At 72.1% G+C, this 25,523-nt stretch carries 24 protein-coding genes and 1 riboswitch; of the genes, 9 read left to right on the top strand and 15 right to left on the bottom strand.

Annotation, left to right across the window (positions count from 1 at the left end; translation table 11 throughout):
• The 4 genes from CITRI_RS0108750 to CITRI_RS0108765 form a co-directional block, all read right to left on the bottom strand.
• A partial coding sequence (locus CITRI_RS0108750) for a DEAD/DEAH box helicase (protein WP_010144365.1) occupies positions 1-1,536 on the bottom strand: 1,536 nt, incomplete at its 3' end.
• A gap of 295 nt (positions 1,537-1,831) precedes the next feature.
• Positions 1,832-2,386, bottom strand: a complete 555-nt coding sequence (locus CITRI_RS0108755) for an NADPH-dependent FMN reductase (protein WP_010144367.1) — start codon at positions 2,384-2,386, stop codon at positions 1,832-1,834.
• Positions 2,387-2,472: 86 nt separating this feature from the next.
• Entirely contained in the window at positions 2,473-3,786 is a 1,314-nt protein-coding gene (locus tag CITRI_RS0108760; protein WP_192807897.1) for a DNA recombination protein RmuC, read from the bottom strand.
• Positions 3,787-3,881: 95 nt separating this feature from the next.
• Positions 3,882-4,634, bottom strand: a complete 753-nt coding sequence (locus tag CITRI_RS0108765; protein ID WP_010144369.1) for a sulfite exporter TauE/SafE family protein — start codon at positions 4,632-4,634, stop codon at positions 3,882-3,884.
• A gap of 154 nt (positions 4,635-4,788) precedes the next feature.
• On the opposite strand from CITRI_RS0108765, the gene CITRI_RS0108770 reads away from it, so the two are divergent.
• Positions 4,789-6,390 carry a DASS family sodium-coupled anion symporter gene (locus CITRI_RS0108770; RefSeq protein ID WP_010144370.1) on the top strand — a complete coding sequence of 534 codons (1,602 nt, stop codon included), beginning with the start codon at positions 4,789-4,791 and terminating at the stop codon, positions 6,388-6,390.
• Between the two features lie 56 nt (positions 6,391-6,446).
• Here the strand turns inward: CITRI_RS0108770 and CITRI_RS0108775 are convergent, their stop codons facing one another.
• From CITRI_RS0108775 to CITRI_RS0108795, 5 genes are all read right to left on the bottom strand, one after another.
• On the bottom strand, positions 6,447-7,106 hold the full coding sequence (locus CITRI_RS0108775; RefSeq protein ID WP_141566037.1) for a response regulator transcription factor: 660 nt from the start codon (positions 7,104-7,106) through the stop codon (positions 6,447-6,449).
• 32 nt (positions 7,107-7,138) lie between these two features.
• The gene (locus CITRI_RS0108780) at positions 7,139-8,311 is read right to left on the bottom strand and encodes a sensor histidine kinase (RefSeq protein WP_010144372.1); all 1,173 of its coding nucleotides are present in this window, start codon (positions 8,309-8,311) and stop codon (positions 7,139-7,141) included.
• 61 nt (positions 8,312-8,372) lie between these two features.
• Entirely contained in the window at positions 8,373-9,218 is an 846-nt protein-coding gene (locus tag CITRI_RS0108785) for an ABC transporter permease (protein WP_010144373.1), read from the bottom strand.
• Complete coding sequence (locus CITRI_RS0108790; RefSeq protein WP_010144374.1) at positions 9,215-10,216, bottom strand: ABC transporter ATP-binding protein; 1,002 nt, start codon at positions 10,214-10,216, stop codon at positions 9,215-9,217. Before CITRI_RS0108790 ends, CITRI_RS0108785 begins: the two co-directional genes overlap by 4 nt.
• Before the next feature lie 98 nt (positions 10,217-10,314).
• Positions 10,315-10,887 (bottom strand): hypothetical protein, encoded by a 573-nt coding sequence (locus CITRI_RS0108795; protein WP_010144375.1) that lies wholly within the window; start codon positions 10,885-10,887, stop codon positions 10,315-10,317.
• 129 nt (positions 10,888-11,016) lie between these two features.
• On the opposite strand from CITRI_RS0108795, the gene ychF reads away from it, so the two are divergent.
• Genes ychF through CITRI_RS0108810 form a run of 3 tightly spaced genes read left to right on the top strand, consistent with a single transcriptional unit; the run spans position 11,017 to position 14,156 of the window.
• The gene (ychF, locus tag CITRI_RS0108800; RefSeq protein ID WP_029139168.1) at positions 11,017-12,111 is read left to right on the top strand and encodes a redox-regulated ATPase YchF; all 1,095 of its coding nucleotides are present in this window, start codon (positions 11,017-11,019) and stop codon (positions 12,109-12,111) included.
• Positions 12,104-12,472 (top strand): zinc ribbon domain-containing protein YjdM, encoded by a 369-nt coding sequence (locus tag CITRI_RS0108805; protein WP_010144377.1) that lies wholly within the window; start codon positions 12,104-12,106, stop codon positions 12,470-12,472. The genes ychF and CITRI_RS0108805 overlap by 8 nt, the downstream gene beginning before the upstream one ends.
• A 22-nt stretch (positions 12,473-12,494) precedes the next feature.
• Positions 12,495-14,156: an ABC-F family ATP-binding cassette domain-containing protein gene (locus CITRI_RS0108810; RefSeq protein ID WP_010144378.1), complete on the top strand. Its 1,662-nt coding sequence runs from the start codon at positions 12,495-12,497 to the stop codon at positions 14,154-14,156.
• Between the two features lie 119 nt (positions 14,157-14,275).
• On the opposite strand, the gene arfB is transcribed toward CITRI_RS0108810, so the two are convergent.
• Entirely contained in the window at positions 14,276-14,716 is a 441-nt protein-coding gene (arfB, locus tag CITRI_RS0108815) for an alternative ribosome rescue aminoacyl-tRNA hydrolase ArfB (RefSeq protein WP_029139169.1), read from the bottom strand.
• A 121-nt stretch (positions 14,717-14,837) separates the two neighbouring features.
• Between arfB and CITRI_RS17065 the strand changes: the two genes are divergently transcribed.
• On the top strand, positions 14,838-15,317 hold the full coding sequence (locus tag CITRI_RS17065) for an isoprenylcysteine carboxylmethyltransferase family protein (protein WP_010144381.1): 480 nt from the start codon (positions 14,838-14,840) through the stop codon (positions 15,315-15,317).
• A 71-nt stretch (positions 15,318-15,388) separates the two neighbouring features.
• Here the strand turns inward: CITRI_RS17065 and CITRI_RS0108825 are convergent, their stop codons facing one another.
• Positions 15,389-15,598: a dodecin gene (locus tag CITRI_RS0108825; RefSeq protein ID WP_010144382.1), complete on the bottom strand. Its 210-nt coding sequence runs from the start codon at positions 15,596-15,598 to the stop codon at positions 15,389-15,391.
• 157 nt (positions 15,599-15,755) lie between these two features.
• Here CITRI_RS0108825 and CITRI_RS19390 point away from each other — a divergent pair, with 157 nt between their 5' ends.
• Positions 15,756-16,391 carry a hypothetical protein gene (locus CITRI_RS19390; protein WP_010144383.1) on the top strand — a complete coding sequence of 212 codons (636 nt, stop codon included), beginning with the start codon at positions 15,756-15,758 and terminating at the stop codon, positions 16,389-16,391.
• A gap of 25 nt (positions 16,392-16,416) precedes the next feature.
• On the opposite strand, the gene CITRI_RS0108835 is transcribed toward CITRI_RS19390, so the two are convergent.
• The 4 genes from CITRI_RS0108835 to CITRI_RS0108850 form a co-directional block, all read right to left on the bottom strand.
• Positions 16,417-17,565, bottom strand: a complete 1,149-nt coding sequence (locus CITRI_RS0108835; RefSeq protein ID WP_010144384.1) for a cysteine desulfurase family protein — start codon at positions 17,563-17,565, stop codon at positions 16,417-16,419.
• Positions 17,562-18,428 (bottom strand): carboxylating nicotinate-nucleotide diphosphorylase, encoded by an 867-nt coding sequence (nadC, locus tag CITRI_RS0108840; RefSeq protein WP_010144385.1) that lies wholly within the window; start codon positions 18,426-18,428, stop codon positions 17,562-17,564. Before nadC ends, CITRI_RS0108835 begins: the two co-directional genes overlap by 4 nt.
• Positions 18,425-19,786 carry a quinolinate synthase NadA gene (nadA, locus tag CITRI_RS0108845; RefSeq protein ID WP_141566038.1) on the bottom strand — a complete coding sequence of 454 codons (1,362 nt, stop codon included), beginning with the start codon at positions 19,784-19,786 and terminating at the stop codon, positions 18,425-18,427. The genes nadC and nadA overlap by 4 nt, the downstream gene beginning before the upstream one ends.
• A gap of 77 nt (positions 19,787-19,863) precedes the next feature.
• Positions 19,864-20,559 (bottom strand): NUDIX domain-containing protein, encoded by a 696-nt coding sequence (locus tag CITRI_RS0108850; RefSeq protein WP_010144387.1) that lies wholly within the window; start codon positions 20,557-20,559, stop codon positions 19,864-19,866.
• 207 nt (positions 20,560-20,766) lie between these two features.
• On the opposite strand from CITRI_RS0108850, the gene CITRI_RS0108855 reads away from it, so the two are divergent.
• From CITRI_RS0108855 to CITRI_RS0108865, 3 genes are all read left to right on the top strand, one after another.
• Positions 20,767-22,224 carry a sugar porter family MFS transporter gene (locus CITRI_RS0108855; RefSeq protein ID WP_010144388.1) on the top strand — a complete coding sequence of 486 codons (1,458 nt, stop codon included), beginning with the start codon at positions 20,767-20,769 and terminating at the stop codon, positions 22,222-22,224.
• Between the two features lie 64 nt (positions 22,225-22,288).
• A riboswitch (glycine riboswitch) is annotated at positions 22,289-22,389 on the top strand.
• A gap of 155 nt (positions 22,390-22,544) precedes the next feature.
• Positions 22,545-23,900 carry an amino acid permease gene (locus CITRI_RS0108860; protein ID WP_010144389.1) on the top strand — a complete coding sequence of 452 codons (1,356 nt, stop codon included), beginning with the start codon at positions 22,545-22,547 and terminating at the stop codon, positions 23,898-23,900.
• 87 nt (positions 23,901-23,987) lie between these two features.
• Positions 23,988-25,367, top strand: coding sequence for a Na+/H+ antiporter family protein (locus tag CITRI_RS0108865; RefSeq protein WP_010144390.1), 1,380 nt, complete (start codon positions 23,988-23,990; stop codon positions 25,365-25,367).
• Positions 25,368-25,523 lie beyond the last annotated feature (156 nt).

A 25,523-nucleotide genomic window follows, 5' to 3' on the forward strand; every position in this document is an offset into this window, starting at 1 on the left:
CCGGCCGGCGCCGCGGGAGCCCTGACCGGACTGGTGCTGGCCGGAGGCGTCCCGACGGGCCTGGCCCTGGCCGGAGCGGCCCGAGGCCGGGGACTCGGTGCCCGACTGGCCCGCACGCTGGCCGGACGCCTGGCCACCGCGGGTGCGGCCGGCGTCGTTCCCGGCGGTGCGGCCACCCTGGCCGCCGCGACCACGGCCACCCCGGGAGCCACCGGAACGCTGGCCGGCGGACTGACCGCGACCGCCGCCCTGATGGCCCTGTCCTGACTGCCCGGACTGGGCGGTGGGGGTGGACACCGCGAGCAGCTTCTCCAGCTCGGCCTGCTCCAGGAAGGTCCGCGGGCCGGGGGCCAGCTGGTCCAGCAGGGGCTCGGAGGCGCCGTCGGCGTGGACGGTGGGGGTGATCTTCGCGGCCCGCATCAGGGAGCGGACCTCGTTGCGCTGTTCATGTCCGGCCAGGGTGATCACGGTGCCGGCCTGTCCGGCGCGCGCGGTGCGGCCCGAGCGGTGCAGGTAGGCCTTGTGCTCCGTGGGCGGGTCGGAGTGGATCACCAGGGCCACGTCGTCCACGTGGATGCCGCGGGCGGCGATGTCCGTGGCGACCAGCGTTCCCGCGGTGCCGTTGTGGAAGGCGTCCAGGTTGCGGGTACGGGCGTTCTGGGAGAGGTTGCCGTGCAGTTCCAGGGCGGAGACACCGCGCTGGCGCAGCTGCTTGGCGGCCTTCTTGGCGCCGTACTTGGTGCGGGTGAACACGATGGTCCGGCCCGGGGCGGCACAGAGGTTGGCCAGGGTGGACAGCTTGGCATCCCCGTCCACGGCCACCACGTGGTGGTCCATCCGCGCCACGGGGGAGACCGCGGAGTCGGCCTCGTGGACCACCGGGTTCTTGAGGTACTTCTTGACCAGCACGCCCACCCCGTCGTCCAGGGTGGCGGAGAACAGCATCTTCTGGGCCGGTGCGGGGACCTTGTCCAGGATCTTGCGGACCATCGGCAGGAAGCCCATGTCCGCCATGTGGTCCGCCTCGTCGATGATGAGGACCTCGACGCCGGACAGGTCCACGTGGCCCTGTCCCATCAGGTCCAGCAGGCGGCCGGGGCAGGCCACCAGGACGTCGACGCCGCGCTGCAGCGCCTTGACCTGCGGGTTCTGGCCGACGCCACCGAAGATGGTCAGCGAGGACAGGCCGGTGTGCGCGCCGAGGGGTTCGAAGGACTCCGCGAGCTGGAGGGCCAGCTCGCGGGTGGGGGCCAGCACGAGGGACCGCGGGCGGCGGGCCTGGGCCGGGCGGCCGCCGTCGAGGCGGGCCGCCAGCGGCAGCAGGAACGCGTAGGACTTGCCGGAACCGGTCCGGCCGCGGCCGAGCACATCCCGGCCGGTGAGGGAGTCCGGCAGCGTGGCTGCCTGGATGGGGGTGGGGGTGGTGATGCCCTGCGGGGCCAGCGCGGCGGCCAGGCCGGCGGGCAGGCCCAGCTCGGTGAAGCCGCCGGCGGCGGCGTCCGAGGAGGAGGGCACGGTGGAGGTACCGCCGGTCACGGCGGCATGCTGAAGAGAAGTCACGAAGTTGAGATCCGTCCGGGTGGAAGAAAGACCCGGCCCTGGCACGGGCGGAGCGGCATGACAGGAGCCACTCATCGCGGTGCTGGCCGGCACCGGGGAGGAAGGCTCCAGCCCGGTTGGCTGTGACCAGTCTACGGCATCGCCGCCCGGCCGCCGTCTTCACCCACGTCAGGAGGCCGAAACGACGAACCCCCAGCGCGGGGGAGCGGCCGGGGGTCCGGGGAACGAGAGCACCCTGGGTGAGGGGTCCCGGGTGAGACGGTGCGTGGGATCAGGCGGAGACGCGGGCGTTGGCGTCCACGTGGGCGACCAGCGCGTCGACGAAGCCCTGCAGGATCGGCAGGAGGGTCTCGTCCTGGATCTCACCGGTCTCGGCGATGGCACCCTCGCGGGCCTGGATGAAGGACTCCGGCTGGCCCATCGTCTTCATGTCCAGGTGGGCCAGGATGTTGCGCAGGTGCTGCTGGGCCATCGCGGTCCCGGTGCCACCGGGGGAGGTGCCGATCACGGCGGCGGGCACGCCGCCCCACACAGCCTGGCCCCACGGGCGGGCGCCCCACTCGATGGCGTTCTTCAGTGCGGCCGGGATGGAGCGGGAGTACTCCGGGGTGACGAACAGGATGGCGTCGGCACCGGAGACGGTCTCCTTGAAGTCCAGGGCCGCGGCCGGGTAGTCGGCGTCGAAGTCCCAGTTGTACAGCGGAAGGTCGCCGATGCCGATCTCGAAGAACTCCACGCCCTCCGGGGCCAGGGTGCTCAGGGCCCTGGCCAGGCGACGGTTGATGGAGTTCTGGGCCAGGGAGCCGACGATGTAGCCGATGCGCATGGGGTGTCCTTCCAGACGGTCGAGGCAATGGATCGAGTCATTGAAATTTCAACGACTCGATCATGCCAACCAGCCCTCGCGCCGGACTATTCCGGCCGCGTCCCCGTCGCGGTGGTGATGTCCCTCACGGCGCCGTACCCGGTGGCGGCACTCGCGTCCGCGCCGGAGGCGTGGTCCGCCAGGAAGTCCTCGTCCAGGAGCTCGGCCGCCGAGAGCACCCGGGGCGTGGCCTCGACCGGCTTCAGCGGCGCCGGCCCCTCGCCCAGGGTGGGGTCCAGGTCACCGATCCGGCGGGCGGAGGGCAGCACCCGGGACTCCAGCGTGCCGACCATCGCGTTGTACTTCTCCACCGCGGAGCGCAGCGAGCCGCCGAGCTTGGACACGTGCCCGCCCAGGGTGCCGAGGCGCTGGTACAGCTGCCGGGAGGCCTCGAACAGGGATCGGGCGTTCTCGGTCAGGGTCTCCTGCCGCCAGGCGTAGGCCACGGACTTCAGCGCCGCCAGCAGGGACACCGGTGCCACCAGGGCGACGTTGCGTGAGAACGCGTGGTCCAGCAGTGCCGGATCGGCCTCGAGGGCGGAGGCCAGGAAGGACTCCGCGGGCAGGAAGCACACCACCAGTTCGGGAGAGTGCTCCAGTCCCTGCCAGTACTCCTTGGCGGACAGGGCATCCACGTGGGCCCGCACGGCCCGGGCGTGGGACCGCTGCAGGTCCCGGCGCCGTCCGGCGGCCTCCGCCGACGGATCACCGGCCAGCTCCTCGGCCTCCAGGACCGCGGCGAGCGGGGCCTTGGCGTCGATGGCCAGAGACTTGCCCCCGGGCAGCCGCACGACCAGGTCCGGGCGGAGCACCTGGTCCTCGTCCCCGCGCAGCACCTGCTGCTCGGCGAAGTCGGTGTGGGCCAGCATGCCGGCGGCCTCCACCACCCGGCGCAGCTGGACCTCGCCCCAGTGCCCGCGGGCCGACGTGGACTTCAGGGTGGCCACGAGCGACCTGGTGTTCACCAGCAGGGCCGTGTCCGTCTCGGCGGCGGTCTTGAGCTGCTCGGAGAGCTGGCCGTACTGCTCCACACGGTCCCGCTCCAGCATGCCGACCTGCCGCTGCAGTGTCTCCAGCCGCTGGCCGACCGGGGCCAGGGCGGTGAGGACCCTCGACTCGACCTCGGCCCGGTCCCGGTCCGCCGTGCGCTCGGCGGTGAGCACCCGGCTCTCGGCCTCCGCCGCGGCGAGCGCCGCCTGGACCTCGGCGAGCTCGCCGCGCAGGTGCTCGGACTCCTCCCGGTACGCCTGTGCCCCGTCCCGTCCGTGGCGGGTCGTGAACCAGGCGCCGAACACGGCGCCCACCACCAGCCCGGCCACCACGCAGACGAGCGCCACCACCAACACCACAGAAGTCTCCATGTCCCCACCGTGCCAGAGGCGGTGGACAGGTTAGGTGAGCATCGCCGTCGTGACGGCGTACCGGGTCCGCCCACCGGGTGGTCCGCCCGGGCGCCTCAGGCCCCCAGCAACTGGACGGCGCCGCGCACCAGCGTGCCGGCGGCCCCCAGGACGACGACGCCCACGGCGAGCCGACGGGCCCCTGTCGTGGAGAAGCGGCGCGACAGCGCGCCGCCCAGGAGCACGCCGACTGGCACGGCGGCCATGACGGCGAGCATGAGGGGCCAGGAGGACAGGTCCGCGTCCGGGACGGACCCGAGCAGGGCCTTGACGATGATGGAGACCAGGCCGAGGGTCAGGAAGATCGGCTGCAGCGTCGCGGCGAACCCGCGCTGGCCCCACGCCGTCACCCGTGCGTACGCCAGGAACGCCGGCGAGGCGACGCCGACGGCGGTGTTGAGGAAGCCGCCCAGGACGCCTGCGGCCAGCCCGGCCGGACGCGCCGGGACCTCGGGCAGCCGGGGGATCAGGGTCGTGCCGCCCACCGAGACGAGCAGGACCGCCCCCATGATCAGCTCCAGCCAGCCCGGTCCCGCCTCGCGCACCAGCACCGCCGCGGGCACCGCACCCAGGACGACGACGGGGGCGATGCGCGCGTACCGCCTCCAGTCGACCTCGGAGCGGACGGCCAGGGTCATCAGCGCCGCCGAGACGACCGCGGTGGCATTGGTGAGCAGCACGCCCTGGGCCGGCCCGATGAGCAGGACCAGTGCCGGGGAGACGACGAGCCCCACGCCCATCCCGCTCGTGCGCTGCAGCACGCAGCCCAGCAGGACGGCGGCGACGGCGAGCACGATCCCGAACTCCATCGGCACGCGTCCACCCGTCCCCTCGGCCCGCCCGGGCTCCCTCGTCCGACCCCCGCCACGCCGTTGCCGGCCGCCGGGCGGGCCATCGGCATGGCCCGGATCACACGTTAGTGTGTCCGGACAGCACACCGGGACGAGGAGAGGGCATCGCACCATGTCGAACACGACGGGGCAGCAGGACGGCCGGGCCGGGCAGGCTCCTGTCGGGGACGACGGCGGCCGGGAGGTCGACCAGAAGTCACCGGGTGAGCGGGCGCCGGCGGAGGCGCGGAGCCTGAACCTGCGGCGGTGGATCGGCCTCGCGGCGGGCCTGGTGCTGGCCGGGATCGTCTTCCTCGCCCTCCCGCAGGACCTGGCCTACAACGCCCGACTCACCGCGGCCGTCGCCGTCCTGATGGCCGTGTGGTGGATGACCGAGGCGATCCCGATCCCGGCCACCGCCCTGGTCCCGCTCATCGCCTTCCCCACCCTGGGGCAGGACATCGGCGTCGACGACGTGGGCGCCTCCTACGGGAACAACATCATCTTCCTGTTCATGGGCGGGTTCATCATCGCCCTGGCCATGCAACGGTGGAACCTGCACCGCCGGATCGCGCTCGTGACCGTCCGGGCGATGGGCACCAAGCCCGGCGGCGTGGTGGCCGGGTTCATGATCGCCACGGGCTTCCTGTCCATGTGGGTGTCCAACACCGCCACGGCAGTGATGATGATCCCCATCGGCGTCTCCGTCCTGACCCTCGTGGTGGCGAAGGACTCCTCCAACCCGGTGGAGGCGGGATCGGACCCGGCGTCCACGGAGGTCAAGGACGCCGTGATCGCCTCGAACTTCGGCACCGCCCTGATGCTCGGGATCGCCTACGCGGCCTCCGTGGGGTCCCTCGGGACGTTGATCGGCACCCCGCCCAACGCGCTGCTGGCCGGTTACATGGCCCAGGCCCACGGGGTGGAGATCGGCTTCGGGCAGTGGATGCTCGTGGGTGTCCCGCTGTCCCTGGTGATGATGGTGATCGTCTGGTTCCTGCTGACGCGGGTGCTGTTCAAGGCCGAGATCACCGAGATCCCGGGCGGCCGGGAACTGATCACGGACGAGCTGTCCAAGCTGGGCCGCATGTCCTCCGGGGAGATCCGTGTCCTGGTGGTCTTCGTCCTGGCGGCGGCGTCCTGGATCATCGTCCCGCTGGCCTTCGACGGGCTCATCAGCGACGCGGGCATCGCCCTGCTCGCCGCACTGCTGCTGTTCCTGCTGCCGGCCGGGGCCGCCCGGGGCGTGCGGTTGCTGGACTGGGAGTCCGCCGTCAGGCTGCCGTGGGGCGTGCTGCTGCTGTTCGGCGGTGGCCTGGCGCTCTCGGCGCAGTTCAGCGCCTCCGGCCTGGCCGACTGGATCGGCGAGCAGGTCTCCGGCCTCGGCGGACTCCCGGTGTGGCTGCTCGTGGCCGTGATGGCCACGGCCATCCTGTTCCTGACGGAGATCACCTCGAACACCGCCACCGCCGCCACGTTCCTGCCCGTCGCCGGAGGCGTCGCCGTCGGCGTGGGGGTCGACCCGCTGCTGCTGTGCATCCCCGTGGCCCTGGCCGCCACGTGCGCCTTCATGCTGCCGGTGGCCACCCCGCCCAACGCCATCGCCTTCGGCTCCGGGTACGTGACGATCGGGCAGATGATCAAGGGCGGCCTGTACCTGAACCTCATTGGCATGGTCCTCATCACCCTGACCACGCTCACCCTCGGGGTGTGGGCCTTCGGGCTCGTGTTCTGACGCTTCGGGGGTCCTGACGGGTGTGAGCGCCACGGCCGCCCCGCCCGCGGGACGGGCTACAGCCAGCCGTTGTCCCGCGCGGACAGCGCCGCCTCGGTGCGGTTGGCGGTGTGGGTCTTGCCGATCGCGGCGGACAGGTGGTTGCGCACGGTGCCGGGGGAGAGGAACAGCGCCGCGGCGATCTGCCGCACGCTCGAGCCGTCCAACGCGGCCCGCAGCACCTCGCGCTCGCGCTCGGTCAGCGGGTTCGTCCCGGACACCAGTGTCTCCTCGGCCAGGGACGGGTCGACCACGCGCCGGCCCGCGTGGACGGCCCGCACCGCCTCGGCCAGTTGGTCCGCGGGGGTGTCCTTGACCACGAAACCGCTCGCCCCGGCCTCCAGGGCCCGGCGCAGGTACCCGGGCCGGCCGAAGGTTGTGACGATCAGCGAACGGCAGCCCGTCCCGCCGGCCGCGATCGCCCGCGCCGCCTCGATCCCGTCCAGTCCGGGCATGTCGATGTCAAGCAGGGCCACGTCGATCCGCTGCTGGGCCACGGTGGCGGCCAGCGTGGAGCCGTCACCGGCCTGGGCCACCACCTCGAGGTCGGCCTCCATGGACAGCAGCGCGGCCAGCGCCCCGCGGACCAGGGCCTGGTCGTCGGCCAGTAACAGCCGGATCGTCCCGACGCCGGCCCCGTCGGTCCCCCTCGGGGGTCCGCCGCCCTTACCGGTCACGGGCCCGGGCCCCGCCCCGGTATCAGCACTGGTCACAGGTGGACCTCCAGGGTCGTCCCGGGCCGGTCCCGGCCCGGATCCGTCTCGCTCAGCGTCAGGGTGCCACCCGCCTGGGCGACGCGATGACTCATCCCGCGCAGGCCGTGACCCGGGGAGGCCACCGCCGTCGGGCCCTGGGAGAGCCCGCTGGCACCGCCGGGACGATGTGACGGTGTACCCAGGCCCACGCCGTCGTCGGCGACCGTGAGCCGGTCCGCGGTGATGCTGACCGTGCAGCGCCCGGCACCCGAGTGGCGGATGACGTTGGTGACGGCCTCGCGCAGGCACCAGGCGAACAGCTCCCGGTGGTCCGCGGGCAGGCCGGACACGGAGGCGGCATCGGGCAACCGGGCCGGGATGCCGGCGGCGTCGAAGGCGGTGCGTGCCGCGGCGAGTTGGGCGCCCAGGTCCGGGGTGTGCAGGCCGCCCACGGCGTGGCGGACCTCGGCCAGTGACCTGCGGGACAGTCCCAGGACCTCGTCGAGTTCGGTCTTGGCCCGCTCCGGGTCGGCGTCCAGCAGCCTGCGGGCCAGCTCCGTCTTGAGCGTGATGACCGTCAGGGAATGCCCCAGCACGTCGTGGACGTCGCGGCCCACCTGCTCGCGTTGACGGGACAGGGCCAGCGCCTGCTGCAGTGCCTGGGTGCGGGCCTCGCGTTCCTGGGCGAAGCGCATGGTGACGATGATGACCAAGGTCAGTGCCAGGGGCGCGATCAACCAGAAGGAATCCTCGGGGCCGGCGAACCACAGGGCCGCCGTCACGCTGACCGCGGTAATGGCCAGGGCGGCCGGGATGCCGACCCGCATGGGGTGCGGGAAGACCCAGACCGCCAGGACGAAGGGCAGGCAGTTCAAGGCCGTGAGGCCGGCCGCGGGCAACGAGGCGACCACGCACAGGACCAGGGCCACGGTGACGCCCAGGGTGTTGGCCCACAGTGACAGGGCCCGGACCGGCCAGGGGTACAGGAAACTGCCGAGGTAGATGACCACGAAGACCGCCAGGGCGGCCATGCCGAGCACCTTCAGTTCCGGGGCGGCGGAACCGCTGAGGATGGAGAACGCCGGGATGGCCAGGAAGACGAGCCAGACGCCGGAGAAGATCAGCACCTGAACGCGCTCCCCGTCCGGAAGCGGCGCGGCGGGCCACTCGTGGAGGGGTTCCCGCACTGCGGCTGGTGTTCCCGTGACGGTCAGTGGCGGGTCGTCGGCCACTACGGCAGCCACCGGTTCAGGCCCGCCGGGTCGAGCGGCGGGAGGCCACCCGGCAGATCGCGGCGAAGATGACGGTCCATGCCACTACGTTTAGCACGATCGCCCACAGGGGGTCGCTGACGTCCGTCTCACCCGAGACGGAGATGACGGTCCCCTCCAGTTGCGGCCAGCGGGTCAGCGCCGTGATGCCGTACACCGGCGTGAACCGGGCGATGTCCAACAGCGTGCCGGTCAGCGGGATGAAGAGGTTGCCGAAGAACGCCAGGACCACGAGCAGTCCCGAGGCCGCGGAGACGGCCGCCTCGGAGCGGAACAGCAGGGCGGCGCCCAGGCCGTAGAGCGCGAACGGGATGGAACCGAGCAGGGCCAGCCCGCCAGAGGCGAACCACATCCACGGCTGGTCGAAGGCGGCACCGGTGAGTGCGCCGGCGGTGAAGACCACGATGATCGGCAGCACGGCCATGCCCAGGGCCACCAGCACCTTGCCCGTCATGTACCCGGATCCGGTCAGGCCGGTGAGGCCGAGCTGGCGGCCCCAACCCTGCTGGCGCTCCAGGGCGGCGGAGCCGGCGATGGCGCTGGTGGCCATGGTGGCCCCGTACACGGTCATGGCGGTCATGTTGTAGGCGGAGACGGTCCCGTGGCCGACCGGGGACCCGCTGTAGCTGGCCAGCGCTCCGAACATCAGGTACAGCACGGTGGGCAGCACCACGATGAAAAACGTTGACTCGATCATCCGGACGTTGCGAAGGTACTCCCAGGCGGCGAAGGAGGCGACGATCCGCGCCGGGGACTTCTGGCGGCCCGGGAGCCGCGGCGCAGGGCCGTCTAGGGTGGTGGGGGATGGATCGGTGGTGGTCATGCCAGGCTCCCTTCACCGGTGGAACCCGCCGCGGCGTGGGCGGGCGTCCGGGTGGTCTCGGTGGTGTGGGCGGCGCCGGTGGCGGCCTGGGTGGCCGTTCCGTCCGCGGTGAGGTCGAGGAAGACGTCGTCCAGCGAGGCGGCGGAGATCATCAGGTCGTGGGCCATCCCGCGGTCCAGCAGCAGGCGCGCGACGGCGTCCGTGTCCTTCGCGACGAACCGCACCCGGCCGTTTTGGTGCGCGACGGCGCCGGGGAGTCCCAGCTCGGCGGCCACCTCCTGCGGGGTGCCGGGCCCGCCCCAGCGGCATGACACGGTCCGGCGCCCGGTGTCGGTGACCTCGTCCACGGGGCCGTCCACGACGACGCGGCCGGCGCGCATGAGCACGATCCGGTCGGCGAAGTCCGAGGCCTCCTGCAGGTAGTGGGTGGCGAAGACGACCGTGCGCCCGCGCTCGGCCTCGGCGTGCATGGTCTCCCAGAACTCCTTGCGGGCCCGCACGTCCATCCCGGCGGTGGGTTCATCCAGCAACAGCAGCTCCGGGTCGGTGAGCAGCGCCAGGGCGAAGCGCAGTCGCTGCTTCTCACCGCCGGAGCACTTGTGGACCTTGCGGGAGGCGATCGGCGCGGCGCCGGCCCGTTCCAGCACGCCCTCCACCGGCAGGTGGCGTGGCTGGCAGGCTGCGACCATGGACACGGTCTGCCTGACCGTGAGGTCGTTCAGCAGCCCATCGGACTGCAGGATGGCGCCGACGTGACCGTTGCGGACGGCGTGCCCCGGGGCGCCGCCCAGGACGGTCAGGGACCCCTGGCTGGGCGAGATGAAGCCCAAGACCATGTCCAGGAAAGTGGTCTTGCCGGCGCCGTTGGGGCCGAGCAGGGCGACGATCTCGCCGCGGCCGATCTCCAGGTCCACGCCGTCGACGGCGCGGACAGTACGAGTCCCGGTGCCGAAGTGGCGGCGTACTCCGGTGGCGTGCAGCGCGGTGGTGGTGTCCATGGCACCCAGTCTGGTGAGCGGAGGACGCCGCAGGAACTGCCGGGCGTCACGCCTCGGGCATGACATCCGTCATGGTCACCGAGCGCGCGGCCCCGGACTCAGGGGCGAAGGACGTTCTCCCCGTTGGCATAGAGCTGCGGGGCGCCGATCGGCTCCGCCTGTCCCGGCTCGGTGCCCTCGGCGACCGCGGCGGCCGCCGGGGAGTAGAGCTGGATGACGGTGGCCGAGCGGTCCTCCTCGTCGTCGAAGGCCTCCAGCACGAAGGCGTCATGCGGTTCGCCGTTGACCTCGAGGCGGGCATCGAACACGGACACGGCCAGGTGCGGGCGCGGGCTCAGCTGGGCGATCTGCGCGCGCATCTGCGCCTCGTCCGCCCCGGGCAGACGCCACATGCCCTTCTGCTCCTCGTCCACGTAACCGAGCAGGAACGGCGCCACGTCGGCGCCCTCGGAGGCGAACTCCAGGGCCTGCTCGATCGCCAGGAACACCAGGGGCGAGATGCGCTCGGAGGGCGGTTGCGGCTGGCCCTCGGGCAGGGCGGTGCCGGCGGGCACCAGGCCGGGATTCGCCGTCGTGCCCGGAGCCTCCTGCGGGTCCTGCGGGACCGCGGCCCCGGGGATGGCGGCGGGGTCGGTGGACGGGGACGGGGTCTGCTCTGGCTGCTCAGTCACGTCCTCGACGCTATCGGTGTCCGGAGGCGAAGGACAACCACCCCCGGGCGGCCCCCGCATGCCCCTGCCGTACACCCCTGCCAGACGCCCTGCCGGGCGCCGCCCCGCGCGCCGGTAGGATGGACCACCGTGGCTCTTACTATCGGAATCGTCGGCCTGCCCAACGTGGGCAAGTCCACCCTCTTCAATGCCCTGACCCGTCAGACCGTGCTCGCGGCGAACTACCCGTTCGCCACGATCGAGCCGAACGTCGGCGTGGTGAACCTCCCGGACGAGCGGCTCGAGACGCTGGCCGGGATCTTCGGTTCGCAGAAGATCCTGCCGGCCACCGTGTCCTTCGTGGACATCGCCGGCATCGTCAAGGGCGCCTCCGAGGGCGAGGGGCTCGGCAACCAGTTCTTGGCCAACATCCGCGAGGCCGAGGCGATCGCCCAGGTGGTGCGCGCCTTCGACGACCCGGACGTGGTGCACGTGGACGGGAAGATCAACCCCGCCTCGGACATGGAGACCATCAACACCGAGCTGATCCTCGCCGACCTGCAGACCGTGGAGAAGGCCATCCCGCGCGTCGAGAAGGAGGTCAAGGGCAAGAAGCGCGACGCCGCCGAGCTCGAGGCCCTGCAGTCCGCCCTGGCCGTGCTCGAGCGGGGGGAGACGATCTACGCCGCCGTGCAGGGCAAGGCCAAGGACGCCCCCGAGACGGAGTGGCTGCGCGAGGTCAGCCTGCTGACCGCCAAGCCGTTCATCTACGTGTTCAACTGCGACGAGGGCGTGCTCGGCGATGAGGCGAGGCAGCAGGAGCTGCGCGACCTCGTGTCCCCGGCCGACGCCGTGTTCCTGGACGCCAAGCTCGAGGCCGACCTCGTGGAGCTCTCCGAGGAGGAGGCCCGCGAGATGCTCGAGCTCAACGGCCAGGACGAGTCCGGGCTGGACCAGCTGGCCCGCACCGGCTTCCACACCCTGGGGCTGCAGACCTACCTGACCGCCGGGCCCAAGGAGGCCCGCGCCTGGACCATCAAGAAGGGCGACACCGCCCCCAAGGCCGCCGGCGTCATCCACACCGACTTCGAGCGCGGCTTCATCAAGGCCGAGATCGTGTCCTTCGAGGACCTCGTGGCCGCCGGCTCCATGGCCGAGGCCAAGGCCGCCGGCAAGGTCCGCATGGAGGGTAAGGAGTACGTCATGCAGGACGGCGACGTGGTGGAGTTCCGCTTCAATGTCTGACGCGCTCCCGCCCTGCCCCGAGTGCGGTGAGGCCTATGCCTACGAGCAGGGCCCGCTGCTGGTGTGCCCGATGTGCGGGCACGAGTGGGCTGCCGACGACGGCACCGCCGGTGAGGCTCCCGAGCATACGCCGGCCGGGATCAGGGATGCGGTCGGGAACCCCCTGGCCGACGGTGACACCGTGACCATCGCGAAGGACCTCAAGGTCAAGGGCGGTGGCGGCGGAGTCGTGAAGGTCGGCACGAAGGTGCGCGGGATCCGCCTCATCACCGACGGCGTGGGTGACCATGACATCGACGCCACGGTGCCCGGCTTCGGGCGGATCCAGCTGAAGTCGAGCGTCGTCAAGAAGGTCCTCTGACCTGCTCGGACAGGAGCGAACGATGACCGCGACACTGGTGGCCGCCGGACTGGCGGGTGGCTACGGCCACCGCACCCTCTTCGACGGGCTGGACCTGACGGTGGCGCCCGGGGACGTGGTCGGGGTGGTCGGCGCGAACGGCGCCGGCAAGTCGACGCTGCTCTCGCTGCTCGCCGGCGTCCACGCCCCGCAGGCAGGGTCCGTGTCCCTCTCTCCCGCCGATGCGTTCGTCGGCTGGCTGCCGCAGGAGCACGAACGGGTCGCCGGCGAGACCGTGGCCGGCTACATCTCCCGTCGGACCGGGTGCGCGCAGGCGACCCGGGAGATGGACGCGGCGGCCGAGGCACTCGCCGACCCGGTGGACGCCGAGGCCGCGAACGACGCCTATGCGTCCGCGCTGGACCGCTGGCTGGCCAGCGGCGCCGCCGATCTCGACGAGAGGCTTCCGGCCGTGCTCGCGGAGCTCGGATTCGACCTCGACGGCGTCCCGGTCGAGGAGGCGCTGATGACCTCGCTCTCGGGAGGCCAGGCGGCTCGCGTGGGACTGGCGGCGCTGCTCCTCTCGCGTTTCGACATCGTGCTGCTGGATGAACCCACCAACGACCTCGACCTCGACGGCCTCGAGCGGCTCGAGGACTTCGTCCGTGGCCTGCGCGGCGGCGTCGTGCTGGTCAGCCACGACCGGGAGTTCCTCGCGCGCTGCGTGACACGGGTGCTGGAACTCGACCTGGCACAGGGGTCGAACCGCGTGTACGGCGGCGGCTATGACGCGTACCTGGAGGAACGGGCGACGATCCGCCGGCAGCTGAGGGAACGCTACGACGAGTTCGCCGGACAGAAGGCCGACCTCGTCGCCCGCGCCAGGACCCAGCGGGAGTGGTCCAGCCAGGGCGTGCGCAATGCGATGCGCAAGGCGCCGGACAGCGACAAGCTCAGGCGCAAGGCCTCGACCGAGTCCAGTGAGAAGCAGGCCCAGAAGGTGCGGCAGATGGAGAGCCGGATCGCGCGGCTCGAGGAGGTGGAGGAGCCGCGCAAGGAATGGCGGCTCGAGTTCAGCATCGGCACGGCACCGCGCTCGAGCTCGGTGGTCTCGACGCTCAGCGCGGCGGTGTTCCGGCACGGGCCGTTCACGCTCGGACCGGTGTCCCTCCAGGTGAACGCGGGGGAGCGCATCGGCATCACGGGCCCGAACGGGGCCGGCAAGTCGACGTTGCTCCGGGGGCTACTCGGCCGGCACCTGCCGGACGAGGGAGCCGCCACCCTCGGAACCAGCGTGCAGATCGGGGAGGTCGACCAGGCACGTTCCCTCCTGGCGGGGACCCGGCCGCTCGCCGGGGCGTTCGAGTCGCTCGTCCCGGAGCTGGCGACGGGCGAGGTCCGAACGCTGCTGGCCAAGTTCGGGCTCCGCGCGGACCACGTGAACCGTCCCGTGGACGAGCTCTCCCCGGGGGAGCGCACGCGTGCCGGGCTGGCCCTGCTGCAGTCGCGCGGGGTCAACCTCCTGGTCCTCGACGAGCCCACGAACCACCTGGACCTGGAGGCCATCGAGCAATTGGAGCAGGCCCTCGAGTCCTACGACGGGGCGCTGCTGCTGGTGACGCACGACCGCAGGATGCTTGCGACCGTGCGCACGGACCGGTGGTGGGACGTCGAGGCGGGCCAGGTCACCGAGCGGCGGCGCTGAGGGCGTCTCAGCCCTGCGACGTGGCCCCCACGTGCGCGCTGGAGGGTCGCAGGCACCGGGGCACGGTCGTTGCCCGGCCGGAGGCGGGCCGCCACGGTGCTGCCGTCACCGCCGGGGCCTCAGTCGTGGCGCGGACGCCGACGGTTCTGCTTGACCTCGGACCGCCTGCCCTTCGCCTCCAGCCGTCGACGCTGTGAGCCACGCGTGGGCCGGGTCGATCGTCGCGGGACCGGCGGGACGACCGCCTCGCGCAGGAGTCCGGCGAGGCGCTGCCTCGCGGCCGCGCGGTTCCGTCGTTGCGAGCGGTGCTCGGAGGCGGTGATGGTGAGCACCGACCCGGAGAGCCGCTCGGCGAGCCGGTCGAGGGCCCGGGCGCGCTGGGTGTCGCTCAGCGCCGTCGTCGTCCGCAGGTCGAGGCTGAGCTGCACGCGGGAGTCAGCGGTGTTGACGCCCTGGCCACCGGGACCGGAGGACCGGGAGAACTGCTCCACCAGTTCTGCCTCCGGCACCGTGAGGCCACGGGGTGCTCCGGGGCCCGGGGGCACGTGCAGGTCATCCACCCGACCAGTGTGCCCCACTGCGGCGGATGGCACCGAGCCCGGCCGCCCCGCCAGCGCGTGAACGGGCTTTCGTCAACCGCCATCCCTGGTGCCCCGGTGCCGTGACCTGCACAATCACTGGATGGAGAACCCACGGATCCCCCCGCCCCTCCTGGCACTGGCCGCCGCCGCACTGCAGCGCATCCTGCCGGCCGGCGCGACAGCAGGACCGCTACGGCGGGCGGCCGCCCAGACGGTCGCGGCCGCCTCCGCCGCCACGATGATCGGGGCGTCGGCCCAGTTCCTGGTGTACCGGACGACGGTCGACCCCCGGGAACCGGGGCGGGCCTCCACCCTGGTGACCAGCGGGCCCAACGTGGTCACCCGGAACCCGATGTACCTCGGCATGGCCGGGCTCCTGGCCGCCCACGCCATCCGGCGGGGCAGCTGGGCCGCGTGGGTCCCGGTGGCGGCCTTCGTCCTGCTGATGGACCGCACCCAGATCCCCGCGGAGGAGCGGGCGCTGCGCGAACGATTCGGCGCCGCGTACGAGGACTACTGTGCCGCCGTGCCCCGGTGGCTGGACCGGCGCTCCGCCGCCCGCCTGCAGGAGGGGCCGTGACCGAGGTCCGCCGGCCCGCGGGGGAGCCCGTGGGCCGTCAGGATGCCGTGTGAGGAGAGCTCCCGCGCGGCTCAGCCCTCGTGCCGGAAGCCCAGCTTGATGGTCACCTGCCAGTCGGCGATCCGCTCGTCCTCGACATGACCCCGGATGGACTGGACCTCGAACCAGTCCAGGTTCCGCAACGTCTTCGCCGCCTCCGTGACGGCGTTGGTGACCGCGGCGTCGACGCCGTCGGGAGACGTCCCGACGATCTCGGTGACGTTGTACACGTTGTTGGCCATGGTGTCCTCCGGTGGGTCGGCCCGGGCCGGTGCGCCCGGGGGTCGTGCTGGCCACCGTAACGGAGGCTGCCCCGCCGCGGCCAGACCCCGTGCCACGCACGGCGGTGGCCCCTCAGCCTCCTAGACTGGCCGGGGAGGGGTCACGATGACAGGAACGATGCACGACCTGACGAGGCACGACGGCAGCGGACGCGTGTCCGGTGCGCGCCGGCTGGACCGACTGGCCACGGTTCTGACGGAGGTGGCGAGCCCCTTCGTCCTGATCGCCGTGGTCCTCGTGGTGGTGGCCGTGCACACCGATCCCCACTGGGCGCGCAGCGCGCTGCTCACGGTCGTGCCGATCGCCGTCGTGCCGCAGGCCATCTCCCTCGTGATGACGCACCGGAAGGTGGTCACGGACAAGTTCATCGTCCACCGGACCCAACGGCATCTGTTCTACGCCCTGGCCCTCGGGTCCATCCTCCTGGGGGCGGCCCTGGCCTTCCTCGTGCCCACCGGAGCGGTGATGCGGGCCGTGGTGGTCCTGGCCGTGGGCACCCTGCTGGTCGTGATGGCCTTGAACACCCGCATCAAGGTCAGTGTCCATGCCCTCATCGGCGCGCTGACCGCAGTGGTCGTCCCCGCAGTCGCCGGGGCCTGGGCCCTGCTCGCCGTCCTCGTCCCGCTCTGGTTCGGCGTCAGCTGGTCCCGGGTGCGACTGGCCCGGCACGAGCCCGCCGAGGTGGTGCTCGGCTCGATCGTCGGGATCGTCGTGGGACTGGCCTTCTGCGGATGGACCGGCGTGGCCGGCTGAGCGAGCGAGCGGGCGGGCGGCCCGGTCAGCCCGCGGTCTGGAGCCCCTGCACCGCCACCACGGCGTCCCGCACGGCGCTCGCCGCCAGGTCGGCGTCCTGCTCCGCGGAGGCAGGACCGAAGGTGAACCGCACCGCGGTCATGGCCAGTCCCGCCGGGACGCCCAGCGCCGTGAGCACGTGGGACGGCTCGTCCGAGCCCGCCGCGCAGGCGGACCCGGAGGAGCAGACGACCCCGCGCCGTTCCAGTTCCAGCAGCACGGCCTCCCCGTGCGTGCCGGCGAACACGAACGACGCCGTCCCCGGCAGACGCCGCTGCGGATCCCCGGTCAGCCGCGCGCTGGGCACCTCGCGCAGCACCTGCTCGACGAACCGGTCCCGCAGGGCGCGCACCCGGGGCCCCACGCCGGCCCGCTCGGCCTCGGTGGCCGCCAGGGCGGTGGCCAGGGCCACGGCGCCGGCCACGTTCTCGGTGCCGCTGCGCCGGCCGCGCTCCTGGCCGCCGCCGTGCACGAGGGGTTCCAGGGCCAGCCGGCTGCGGGCCCACAGGACGCCGACCCCCTTGGGGGCCCCGACCTTGTGCCCGGACAGGCTCAGGGCGTCCACGCCCAGGCGCCCCACGTCCAGGTCCAGCCAGCCGGCCGCCTGCACCGCGTCCGTGTGGAACGGCACCCGGTGCTCCCGTGCCACCGCCGCCAGCTCGGGTATGGGCTGGACGGTGCCGATCTCGTTGTTGGCGTACTGCACGGAGACCAGCGCCGTGTCCGGACGGATGAGCCCCGCGAGCTCCGCCGGGGAGACGAGACCGTGCTCGTCCGGGGTGAGGTGATCGGCGGTGAATCCGTGCGCGCGGACCAGGTAGTCCACCGAGGCCAGCACCGCCTCGTGCTCCAGCGGCGTGGTGATGAGGTGCCGGCCGCGCGGCGCACCCAGGGCGATGCCCTTGACGGCCAGGTTGTCCGCCTCGGTGCCGCTGCCGGTGAACACGACGCCGGCCGCGCGCCCGCCCAGCACCGTGGCCACGGACCGCCGGGCGGCCTCGAGCCCGGCCGCGGCGGACTCGCCCAGGCCGTGGTGGCTGGAGGGATTGCCGAAGTCCCCGGTCAGGTACGGCCACATCGCCTCCAGCGCCTCGCGCCGCACGGGGGAGGTGGCGGCATGGTCGAGGTAGATCACGTCCCCACGTCCAGCCCGAGGTCCAGTGAGCGCACGCTGTGCGTCAACGCCCCCACGGAGATCACGTCCACGCCCGTGGCGGCGATGTCGGCGACCGTGTCCAGGCTGACGCCGCCGCTGGCCTCCACGATGGCCCGGTCGCCGATGATCGCCACGCCCTCGCGCAACTCGTCCAGGGTGAAGTTGTCCAGCATGATCGTGTCCACCCCGGCGGCGAGCACGTCCGGGATCTGGTCCAGCCGATCGACCTCGACCTCCAGGTGTGCCGTGTGGGGGAGCAGGTGCCGGGCCCGCACCAGCGCCTCGGTCAGGCTGACCCCGGCACCGGCCAGGAACGCCAGGTGGTTGTCCTTGGCCATGACCGCGTCCGAGAGGGAGTGCCGGTGATTGTGGCCGCCGCCGTCGCGCACCGCCTGGCGCTCCAGGACGCGCAGGCCCGGGGTGGTCTTGCGGGTGTCCACGATCCGCGCGGGGGTGGCCGCCACCGCGGCCACGTAGCGCGAGGTCTCGGTGGCGATGCCGGACATCCGCTGGACGAAGTTCAGGCCGATCCGCTCGCCGCGCAGGATCGCGCGCGCCGGACCGCTGACCTCGGCCAGCACGGTGCCGGCCTCGAACGCCGCCCCGTCCTGGACCCAGGTGCTCACGGACAGCTCCGGGTCCACGAGCCGGAAGGCGGCCGTGAACGCCGCCGTGCCGCTCAGCACGCCGGGCTCACGGGCCACCAGTCGCGCGGTCCCCGTGGCCGAGGCCGGCACCAGCACCTCCGAGGTGAGATCGCCCCAGGGGGCATCCTCCTCGAGGGCCGCGGCGACGATCCGCTCGACCTGGACGCGCCCGACCGGCTGGGACCAGGCGCTCATCGCGTCACCCCCGTGGCCGGTCCCGCGGGTGAGGCGTCCGCACCGGCCGCGGCCCCGCCCGCGTCCGGACCGGCCGGCGTCGGGACCGGACGGGCGGCGGGGGCGACGGTGAGCATCCGCTCCAGGGCGACCCGCGCCGGGTCCGCGACGTCGGCGGGCACCTGGATGCGGTTGACCACCTCGCCGGCGACGAGCGACTCGAGCACCCAGGCGAGGTAGCCGGGGTGGATGCGGTACATGGTGGAGCAGGGGCAGATCACCGGGTCCAGGCAGAAGATGGTGTGCTGCGGGTACTGCGCGGCCAGGCGCTGGACGAGGTTGATCTCGGTGCCGATCGCGAAGGTGGAGCCGTCCGGGGCGGCCTGGATGGCCTTGACGATGAAGTCCGTGGAACCGGCGGAGTCCGCGGCGTCGACCACCGGCATCGGGCACTCGGGGTGCACGACCACGTGGACGTCCGGGTGCTCGGCGCGGGCCCGCGCGATCTGGTCCACGGTGAAGCGCTTGTGCACCGAGCAGAAACCGTGCCACAGGAGGACCTTCGCCTGCTGCAGCTCCTCCTCGGTGTTGCCGCCCAGCGGCTTGCGCGGGTTCCACAGCGGCATCCGGTCCAGGCCGATGCCCATGGCCTTGGCGGTGTTGCGGCCCAGGTGCTGGTCCGGGAAGAACAGCACGCGCTGGCCGCGCTCGAAGGCCCACTCCAGGACGGAGGAGGCGTTGGAGGAGGTGCAGACGATCCCGCCGTGCTCACCCACGAAGCCCTTCAGGGCGGCCGAGCTGTTCATGTAGGTGACCGGGATGACCGGGGCGCGGCCCGTCTCGTCCGGCGCGGTGCCGTACACCTCCTCGAGCTGCTCCCAGCAGTCGGCCACGGAGTCCAGGTCGGCCATGTCCGCCATCGAGCAGCCAGCGGCGAGGTTCGGCAGGATGACCGCCTGGTCCTCGGTGGAGAGCAGGTCCGCGGTCTCGGCCATGAAGTGCACGCCGCAGAAGACGATGGCCTCGGCCTCCGGACGGGTCCTGGCGGCCTTGGCGAGCTGGAAGGAGTCGCCCACGAAGTCCGCGTGGGCCACCACCTCGTCGCGCTGGTAGAAGTGGCCGAGCACCACGACCCTCTCGCCCAGGGTCTCCTTGGCCGCGCGGATCCGCTCGTGCAGCTCGTCGTCGGAGGCGCGCTGGTACTGCTCCGGGAGCGCACCCTGCCGGGGTGCACCGGCGGGGATCGCGTCCTGCTGCGAGGCACCCGGTCCGTACCCGGGGGTGCCGGCGTCGAAGGTCCAGGGCCCGGCCGTCAGGTCCGGGGAGCAGGAGGAGCCGCGCGTGGAGCCGGTGGCGATGAGGTCCAGCGCGCGGTGCACGGAGGCGCCGGCGCGCGGGGACAGGCCGGGGCCGGAGGGGGCCGGCGGAGTGACGGCGGGGGAGTCGGCGGTGGTGGTCACGAGAGGGTCCTTGTCTGCTGGGTGGGGATGGGGTCGGTGCCGCCCGGGGTGAACTGCCGGTAGCGGTAGAGCCGGGGCGGCCGGTGCGGGGTGCCCGCCAGGCGCTCGCCGGTCTCGACGATGTCGGCCGAGGCGGTGATGGAGCGGCGGAAGTTCGCCGGGTCCAGGGGCTGGCCCCGGACGGCCTCGTGGACCGACCGGAGCTGTGCCAGGGTGAAGGTCTCACCCAGGAAGGTGTGCGCGATCCGCGCGTACTCGACCTTGGTGCGCAGCCGCTGCAGCGCGTAGTCCACGATCGCGTTGTGGTCGAAGGCCAGGGCCGGGAGGTCATCGGCCGGGAACCACTGGACGTTGTTCCCCACTGCGGCGTCGGTCACCTCGTCCGAGCGCACCAGGGCCCAGTAGACGACGGAGATGACGCGGCCGGTGGGGGAGCGGTCCAGGGCGCCGAAGGTGTACAGCTGCTCGAGGTAACTGGGGCGCAGGCCGGTGGTCTCGGCCAGGGTCCGGGCGGCGGCGTCCTCGAGCGGTTCGGCGTCCGGCAGCCAGCCGCCGGGCAGGGCCCACTGGTCCAGGTGGGGCTCCCGGGTGCGGCGCACGAAGGGGGTCCACAGGGCCGGTGGGTCCCCGGCCTCGGAACGCAGCGCGAAGATGACGGTGGACACCGCCAACCGGGCTGTGTGCTGATCCACCCTGACTCCCGTCCTCTCACTTAGGGTCTGGATGACCCTAAGTTGACTGAGATCCATCTTACAGTCAGCGTGACCTGAAGGGGAGAGTGTTGCGGACGGCCCGGGCGAGCACGCCCGGGCTCGGCGCCGCGGGTCCCAGGACCTGCGCCCTGGCATGGAGCGGCAGTAGGGTGGGGCATCCGGTCACGCCCCCCCACGGAGGAAGCAATGACGCCGAAGAATCCCGCCGACCGCGTGAACATCCGCGTGATCGGCATCTGCATCGCCGCCGCCTTGGGTGGCTTCCTGTTCGGCTTCGACACCGCGGTGATCAACGGTGCCGTCGACGCCCTCGAGTCGGGCTTCGCACTCGGCCCCGGGCTGACCGGTTTCGTCGTGTCCTCGGCCCTCATCGGCTGCGCCCTGGGCGCCTGGTTCGCCGGTCCCGTCGCCAACCGCTTCGGCCGGGTCCGGGTCATGCTGCTGGCGGCGGCGCTCTTCCTGGTCTCGGCGCTCGGCTCCGGACTGGCCTTCGACGTGTGGAGCCTGATCATCTGGAGGGTCGTGGGCGGCCTGGGCGTGGGCGCGGCCTCGGTGATCGCCCCGGCCTACATCGCCGAGGTGAGCCCGGCCGGCGTCCGGGGCAGGCTGGGCTCCCTGCAGCAGCTGGCCATCGTGACCGGCATCTTCGTGGCGCTGCTGTCCGACGCCCTCTTCGCGAACCTGGCCGGAGGCGCGGCCGAGACGCTGTGGTGGGGACTGGAGGCCTGGCGCTGGATGTTCATGGCCGAGGCCGTGCCGGCACTGCTCTACGGGGTGTTCGCGTTCCGCCTGCCCGAGTCGCCCCGGTACCTGGTCGCCCGCGGGGACCTCGACCGTGCGGCCCAGGTCCTGTACGACTTCACCGGCATCGAACGGGTCAACCTCAAGATCCAGCAGATCAAGGACACGCTGGAGTCCGAGCGGCGGGAGTCCCTGCGCGACCTGCGCGGACCGGCGATGGGCCTGAAGCCGATCGTGTGGATCGGCATCGTGCTGTCCGTGTTCCAGCAGTTCGTCGGCATCAACGTGATCTTCTACTACTCGACCACGCTGTGGCGCTCCGTGGGCTTCGGGGAGTCCGACGCCCTGACGATCACGGTGATCACGTCGGTGACGAACATCCTGGTGACGATCGTGGCCATCCTGCTCGTGGACCGGGTGGGGCGGCGCCCCATGCTGCTCGTCGGGTCCCTGGGCATGGCGGCCTCACTGGGCCTGATGGCGGTGGCCTTCTCCTTCGCGCAGGTCGTCCAGGCCGCCGACGGCACCACGGCCGCCGAGCTGGGCCAGCCGTGGTCCACGGTCGCCCTGATCTCGGCCAACGCCTTCGTGGTCTTCTTCGGTGCCACGTGGGGGCCCCTGGTGTGGGTCCTGCTGGGGGAGATGTTCCCGAACCGGATTCGTGCCGGGGCGCTCGCCGTGGCCGCGGCGGCTCAGTGGGCCGCGAACTTCGCGGTGTCCACCACCTTCCCGTGGCTGGCCGAGATCGGGCTGACCGTGGCCTACGGGCTCTATGCGGTGATGGCGGTGCTGTCCTTCCTCTTCGTCTGGCGCTTCGTCCCGGAGACGAAGGGCCGCGAGCTCGAGGACATGCAGGACACCGGTGCCGTCCGGAAGCCCCGCAGGAGCACGCCCGCGCGGTGATGACCCGGCCGCGATTTCGCGCGGCCGTGTGATGTGCATTACAGTAGTCTCCCGGAATCAGCCACTGAGCGGTCCGGGAGAGATCCCGCACCACCCAAGATGCGCGACGCCGAAGGAGCAAGCCCTCCCCGGGAATCTCTCAGGCCCCCGTACCGGATCGCTGGGCACCTCTGGAAAGCGTCGCCACACCCACGCGCGACCACCGACGGGGCAAGCGGCCGACCGGCTCCCGGCCGGCACGACGCGAAACTCTCAGGTCCATGGACAGAGCGGGGAGGACACGAGGGGACCACCGTCCCACGTCCACCTGAGGAGAACCCATGGAACCCAGCCGCCCCACCGGGCCCGTCGCCGTCGGGACCGAGGCCGGACCAGCCGGCCACGCCCCCGCCGCAGCCCCGACCCTCGAGAGGCCGGCACCCGGTCGTCCGGACGGCGCGGCCGCCGCGCCGGGCTGGAACCGCTTCGACTCGAGCTGGACGATCGGACTGTTCGGCACGGCCGTGGGCGCCGGCGTCCTGTTCCTGCCGATCAACGCCGGCCTGGGCGGGATGTGGCCGTTGATCATCGCCACGCTGATCATCGGGCCGATGACCTACTTCTCCCACCGGGCGCTGTCCCGCATGGTGGTCGCCTCACCCCGGGCCGACCGTGACATCACCGGCGTGGTGCGGGACTACTTCGGCGAGGGCGCCGGCCGCCTGGTCACCATCCTGTACTTCCTGGCGATCTTCCCGATCGTGCTCATCTACGGCGTCGGCATCACCAACACCGTGGACAGCCTCATGGTCAACCAGCTGGGCATGGGCCCGTGGCCGCGCTGGCTGCTCTCCGGGGTGCTCGTGCTGCTGATGTCCGCCGTGATGGTGGCGGGCCAGCGCGTCATGCTGATCGTCACCCAGTGGCTGGTCTACCCGCTGATCGCGGTCCTGTTCTCCGTCACCCTGCTGCTCATCCCGTCCTGGTCCTTCGAGGGCTTCGGGGCCGTACCCGCCGCCGGTGACTTCGCGATGTCCCTGTGGCTGATGATCCCCGTGCTGGTCTTCGCGTTCAACCATTCCCCGGCGATCTCGCAGTTCTCCGTGTCCCTGCGCCAGCGTTACGGCGCCGGTTCGGTGCAGAAGGCCTCCTCCGTCCTGCGCGTCACCTCCATCCTGCTGGTGGTCTTCACCATGGGCTTCGTCTGGTCCTGCGTGCTGGCCCTCGGCCCGGAGGGGCTGCAGGCCGCCAAGGACGCCAACCTGCCGGTGCTCTCGCACCTGGCCAACGTCATGGGCCTGCCGATCATCGCCTGGCTCGGACCGGCGGTGGCCGTCACGGCCATCGGCTCGTCCTTCTTCGGCCACTGGCTCGGGGCGTTCGAGGGCGCCCAGGGCATCATGCGCGGCATGGTGGACCCGCAGTCCCGTCGCTTCTCCGACCGCGGACTGCGGATCGGGATCAGCGTGTTCCTCATCGCCAGCACCTGGATCGCCGGGGTGCTCAACCCGAGCATCCTGGGACTCATCGAATCGCTGGCCGGTCCGGTCATCGCGGCCGTGCTCTACCTGATGCCGATGTACGCCATCCGGAAGGTCCCCGCCCTGGCGCCGTTCCGGGGCGCGATCTCGAACGTCTTCGTGGTCATCGCCGGCATCGTGGCGGTCGGGGGCATCCTGCTCAGCCTGCTCGGCTGACCGGGCCCGCCGCCGTCGGGCCATCGGCGATGCCACCGTGCTGCGGGTGAGTGGACCCGCACTCCGGCTACACTCTTCGGGGCGCGGATGCGCCATCACACCGCCCGCGCCACCGAAGAGGTCGTCTCCGCTGTGCTGTTGAATCCCGTCGTCGTGTCCGTGCTCGTGCTCGCCGCGCTGAGCCTGGCCCGCGTGAACGTCATCGTCGCCCTGCTCATCGCCACGCTCGTCGCGGGCCTGCTCGCGGGGCTGACCCCCGACGAGACGGTGACCATCCTCGTCGACGGGCTCGGCGGCCAGGGGGAGACCGCCCTGAGCTACATCCTGCTCGGCATCCTCTCGGTCATGGTGGCCCGCTCCGGGATCACCGGGAAGCTGATCCGCCGGATCCTGCCGCTGATCTCCGGCCGGCGGGCGATGACCCTCTTCGGGATCGCCGGACTCGCCTGCCTGTCGCAGAACATCGTCCCGGTCCACATCGCCTTCATCCCGATCCTCATCCCGCCGCTGCTGAGCGTCTTCAACCGGATGAGGATGGACCGCCGGGCCGTCGCCACGGCACTGACCTTCGGCCTGAAGGCCCCCTACATGCTGATCCCGCTGGGGTTCGGCCTGATCTTCCAGAACATCATCCTGGACGAGATGGCCAAGTTCGGCATGGACGTCGAGCTCGGGCAGATCTCCCTGGCCATGGCGATCCCGGTCGCCAGCATGCTCATCGGCCTGGTCATCGCGATCCTCTTCAGCTACCGCCGCGCGCGGGAGTACCGGGACGCGGCACCCGACCTCACCGCCTTCGCGTTCGGTCCCTCGCACGACGGTGCGGAGGGCCCGGGCCATGACGCGGGCTGGACGCGCCAGCACGTCGTCGTGCTGATCGGGCTCGCGATCACCCTCGTGCTGCAGATCGCGTTCGGCTCGCTCGTCATCGCCGCGCTCGGCGGCATCCTCGTGATCTTCGTCTTCCGCGGCGAGCGTTGGCGCACCTCCGACGAACTCGCCCACGGCGGCGTGACGATGATGGGCACGATCGCCTTCATCATGCTGGTGGCCTCGGGTTACTCGTCCGTGCTGTCCGAGACGGGGGCCGTGGACGAGCTGGTGACGTCCGCGACCGGCTGGATCGGGGACAGCAGGCTGCTGGCGGCGGTGGTCATGATGGTCGTCGGCCTGCTGGTGACCATGGGCATCGGCTCGTCCTTCGGCACCGTCCCGATCCTGGCGGCGATCTTCGTGCCGCTGTGCGCCGCCGTCGGGTTCAGCCCGCTGGCCACCGCCGCGCTGGTGGGGGCGGCCGGAGCTATCGGCGACGCCGGCTCGCCCGCCTCGGACAGCACCCTCGGCCCCACCTCGGGGCTGAACGTGGACGGACAGCACCACCACATCTGGGACACCTGCGTGCCCACGTTCCTGCACTTCAACATCCCGCTGTTCTTCGGCGGGATCATCGCCGCCCTGGTCCTGTAGGGGCCCGGGCCGGCGCACCGCGGGGACTGTCCGCGCGGGGACGGTGGGCGCCGACGAACGGTCGGCGAGCGGCCGGTAGAGCATCCGTCCGCATCCAGGGGACGCGTCCGTGCGGGGCCGCAGGGGGCGATGTCCTCCGGGCCATGACGGACGGCG

The sequence above is a fragment of the Citricoccus sp. CH26A genome (assembly GCF_000224415.1).
GTDB lineage: Bacteria > Actinomycetota > Actinomycetes > Actinomycetales > Micrococcaceae > Citricoccus.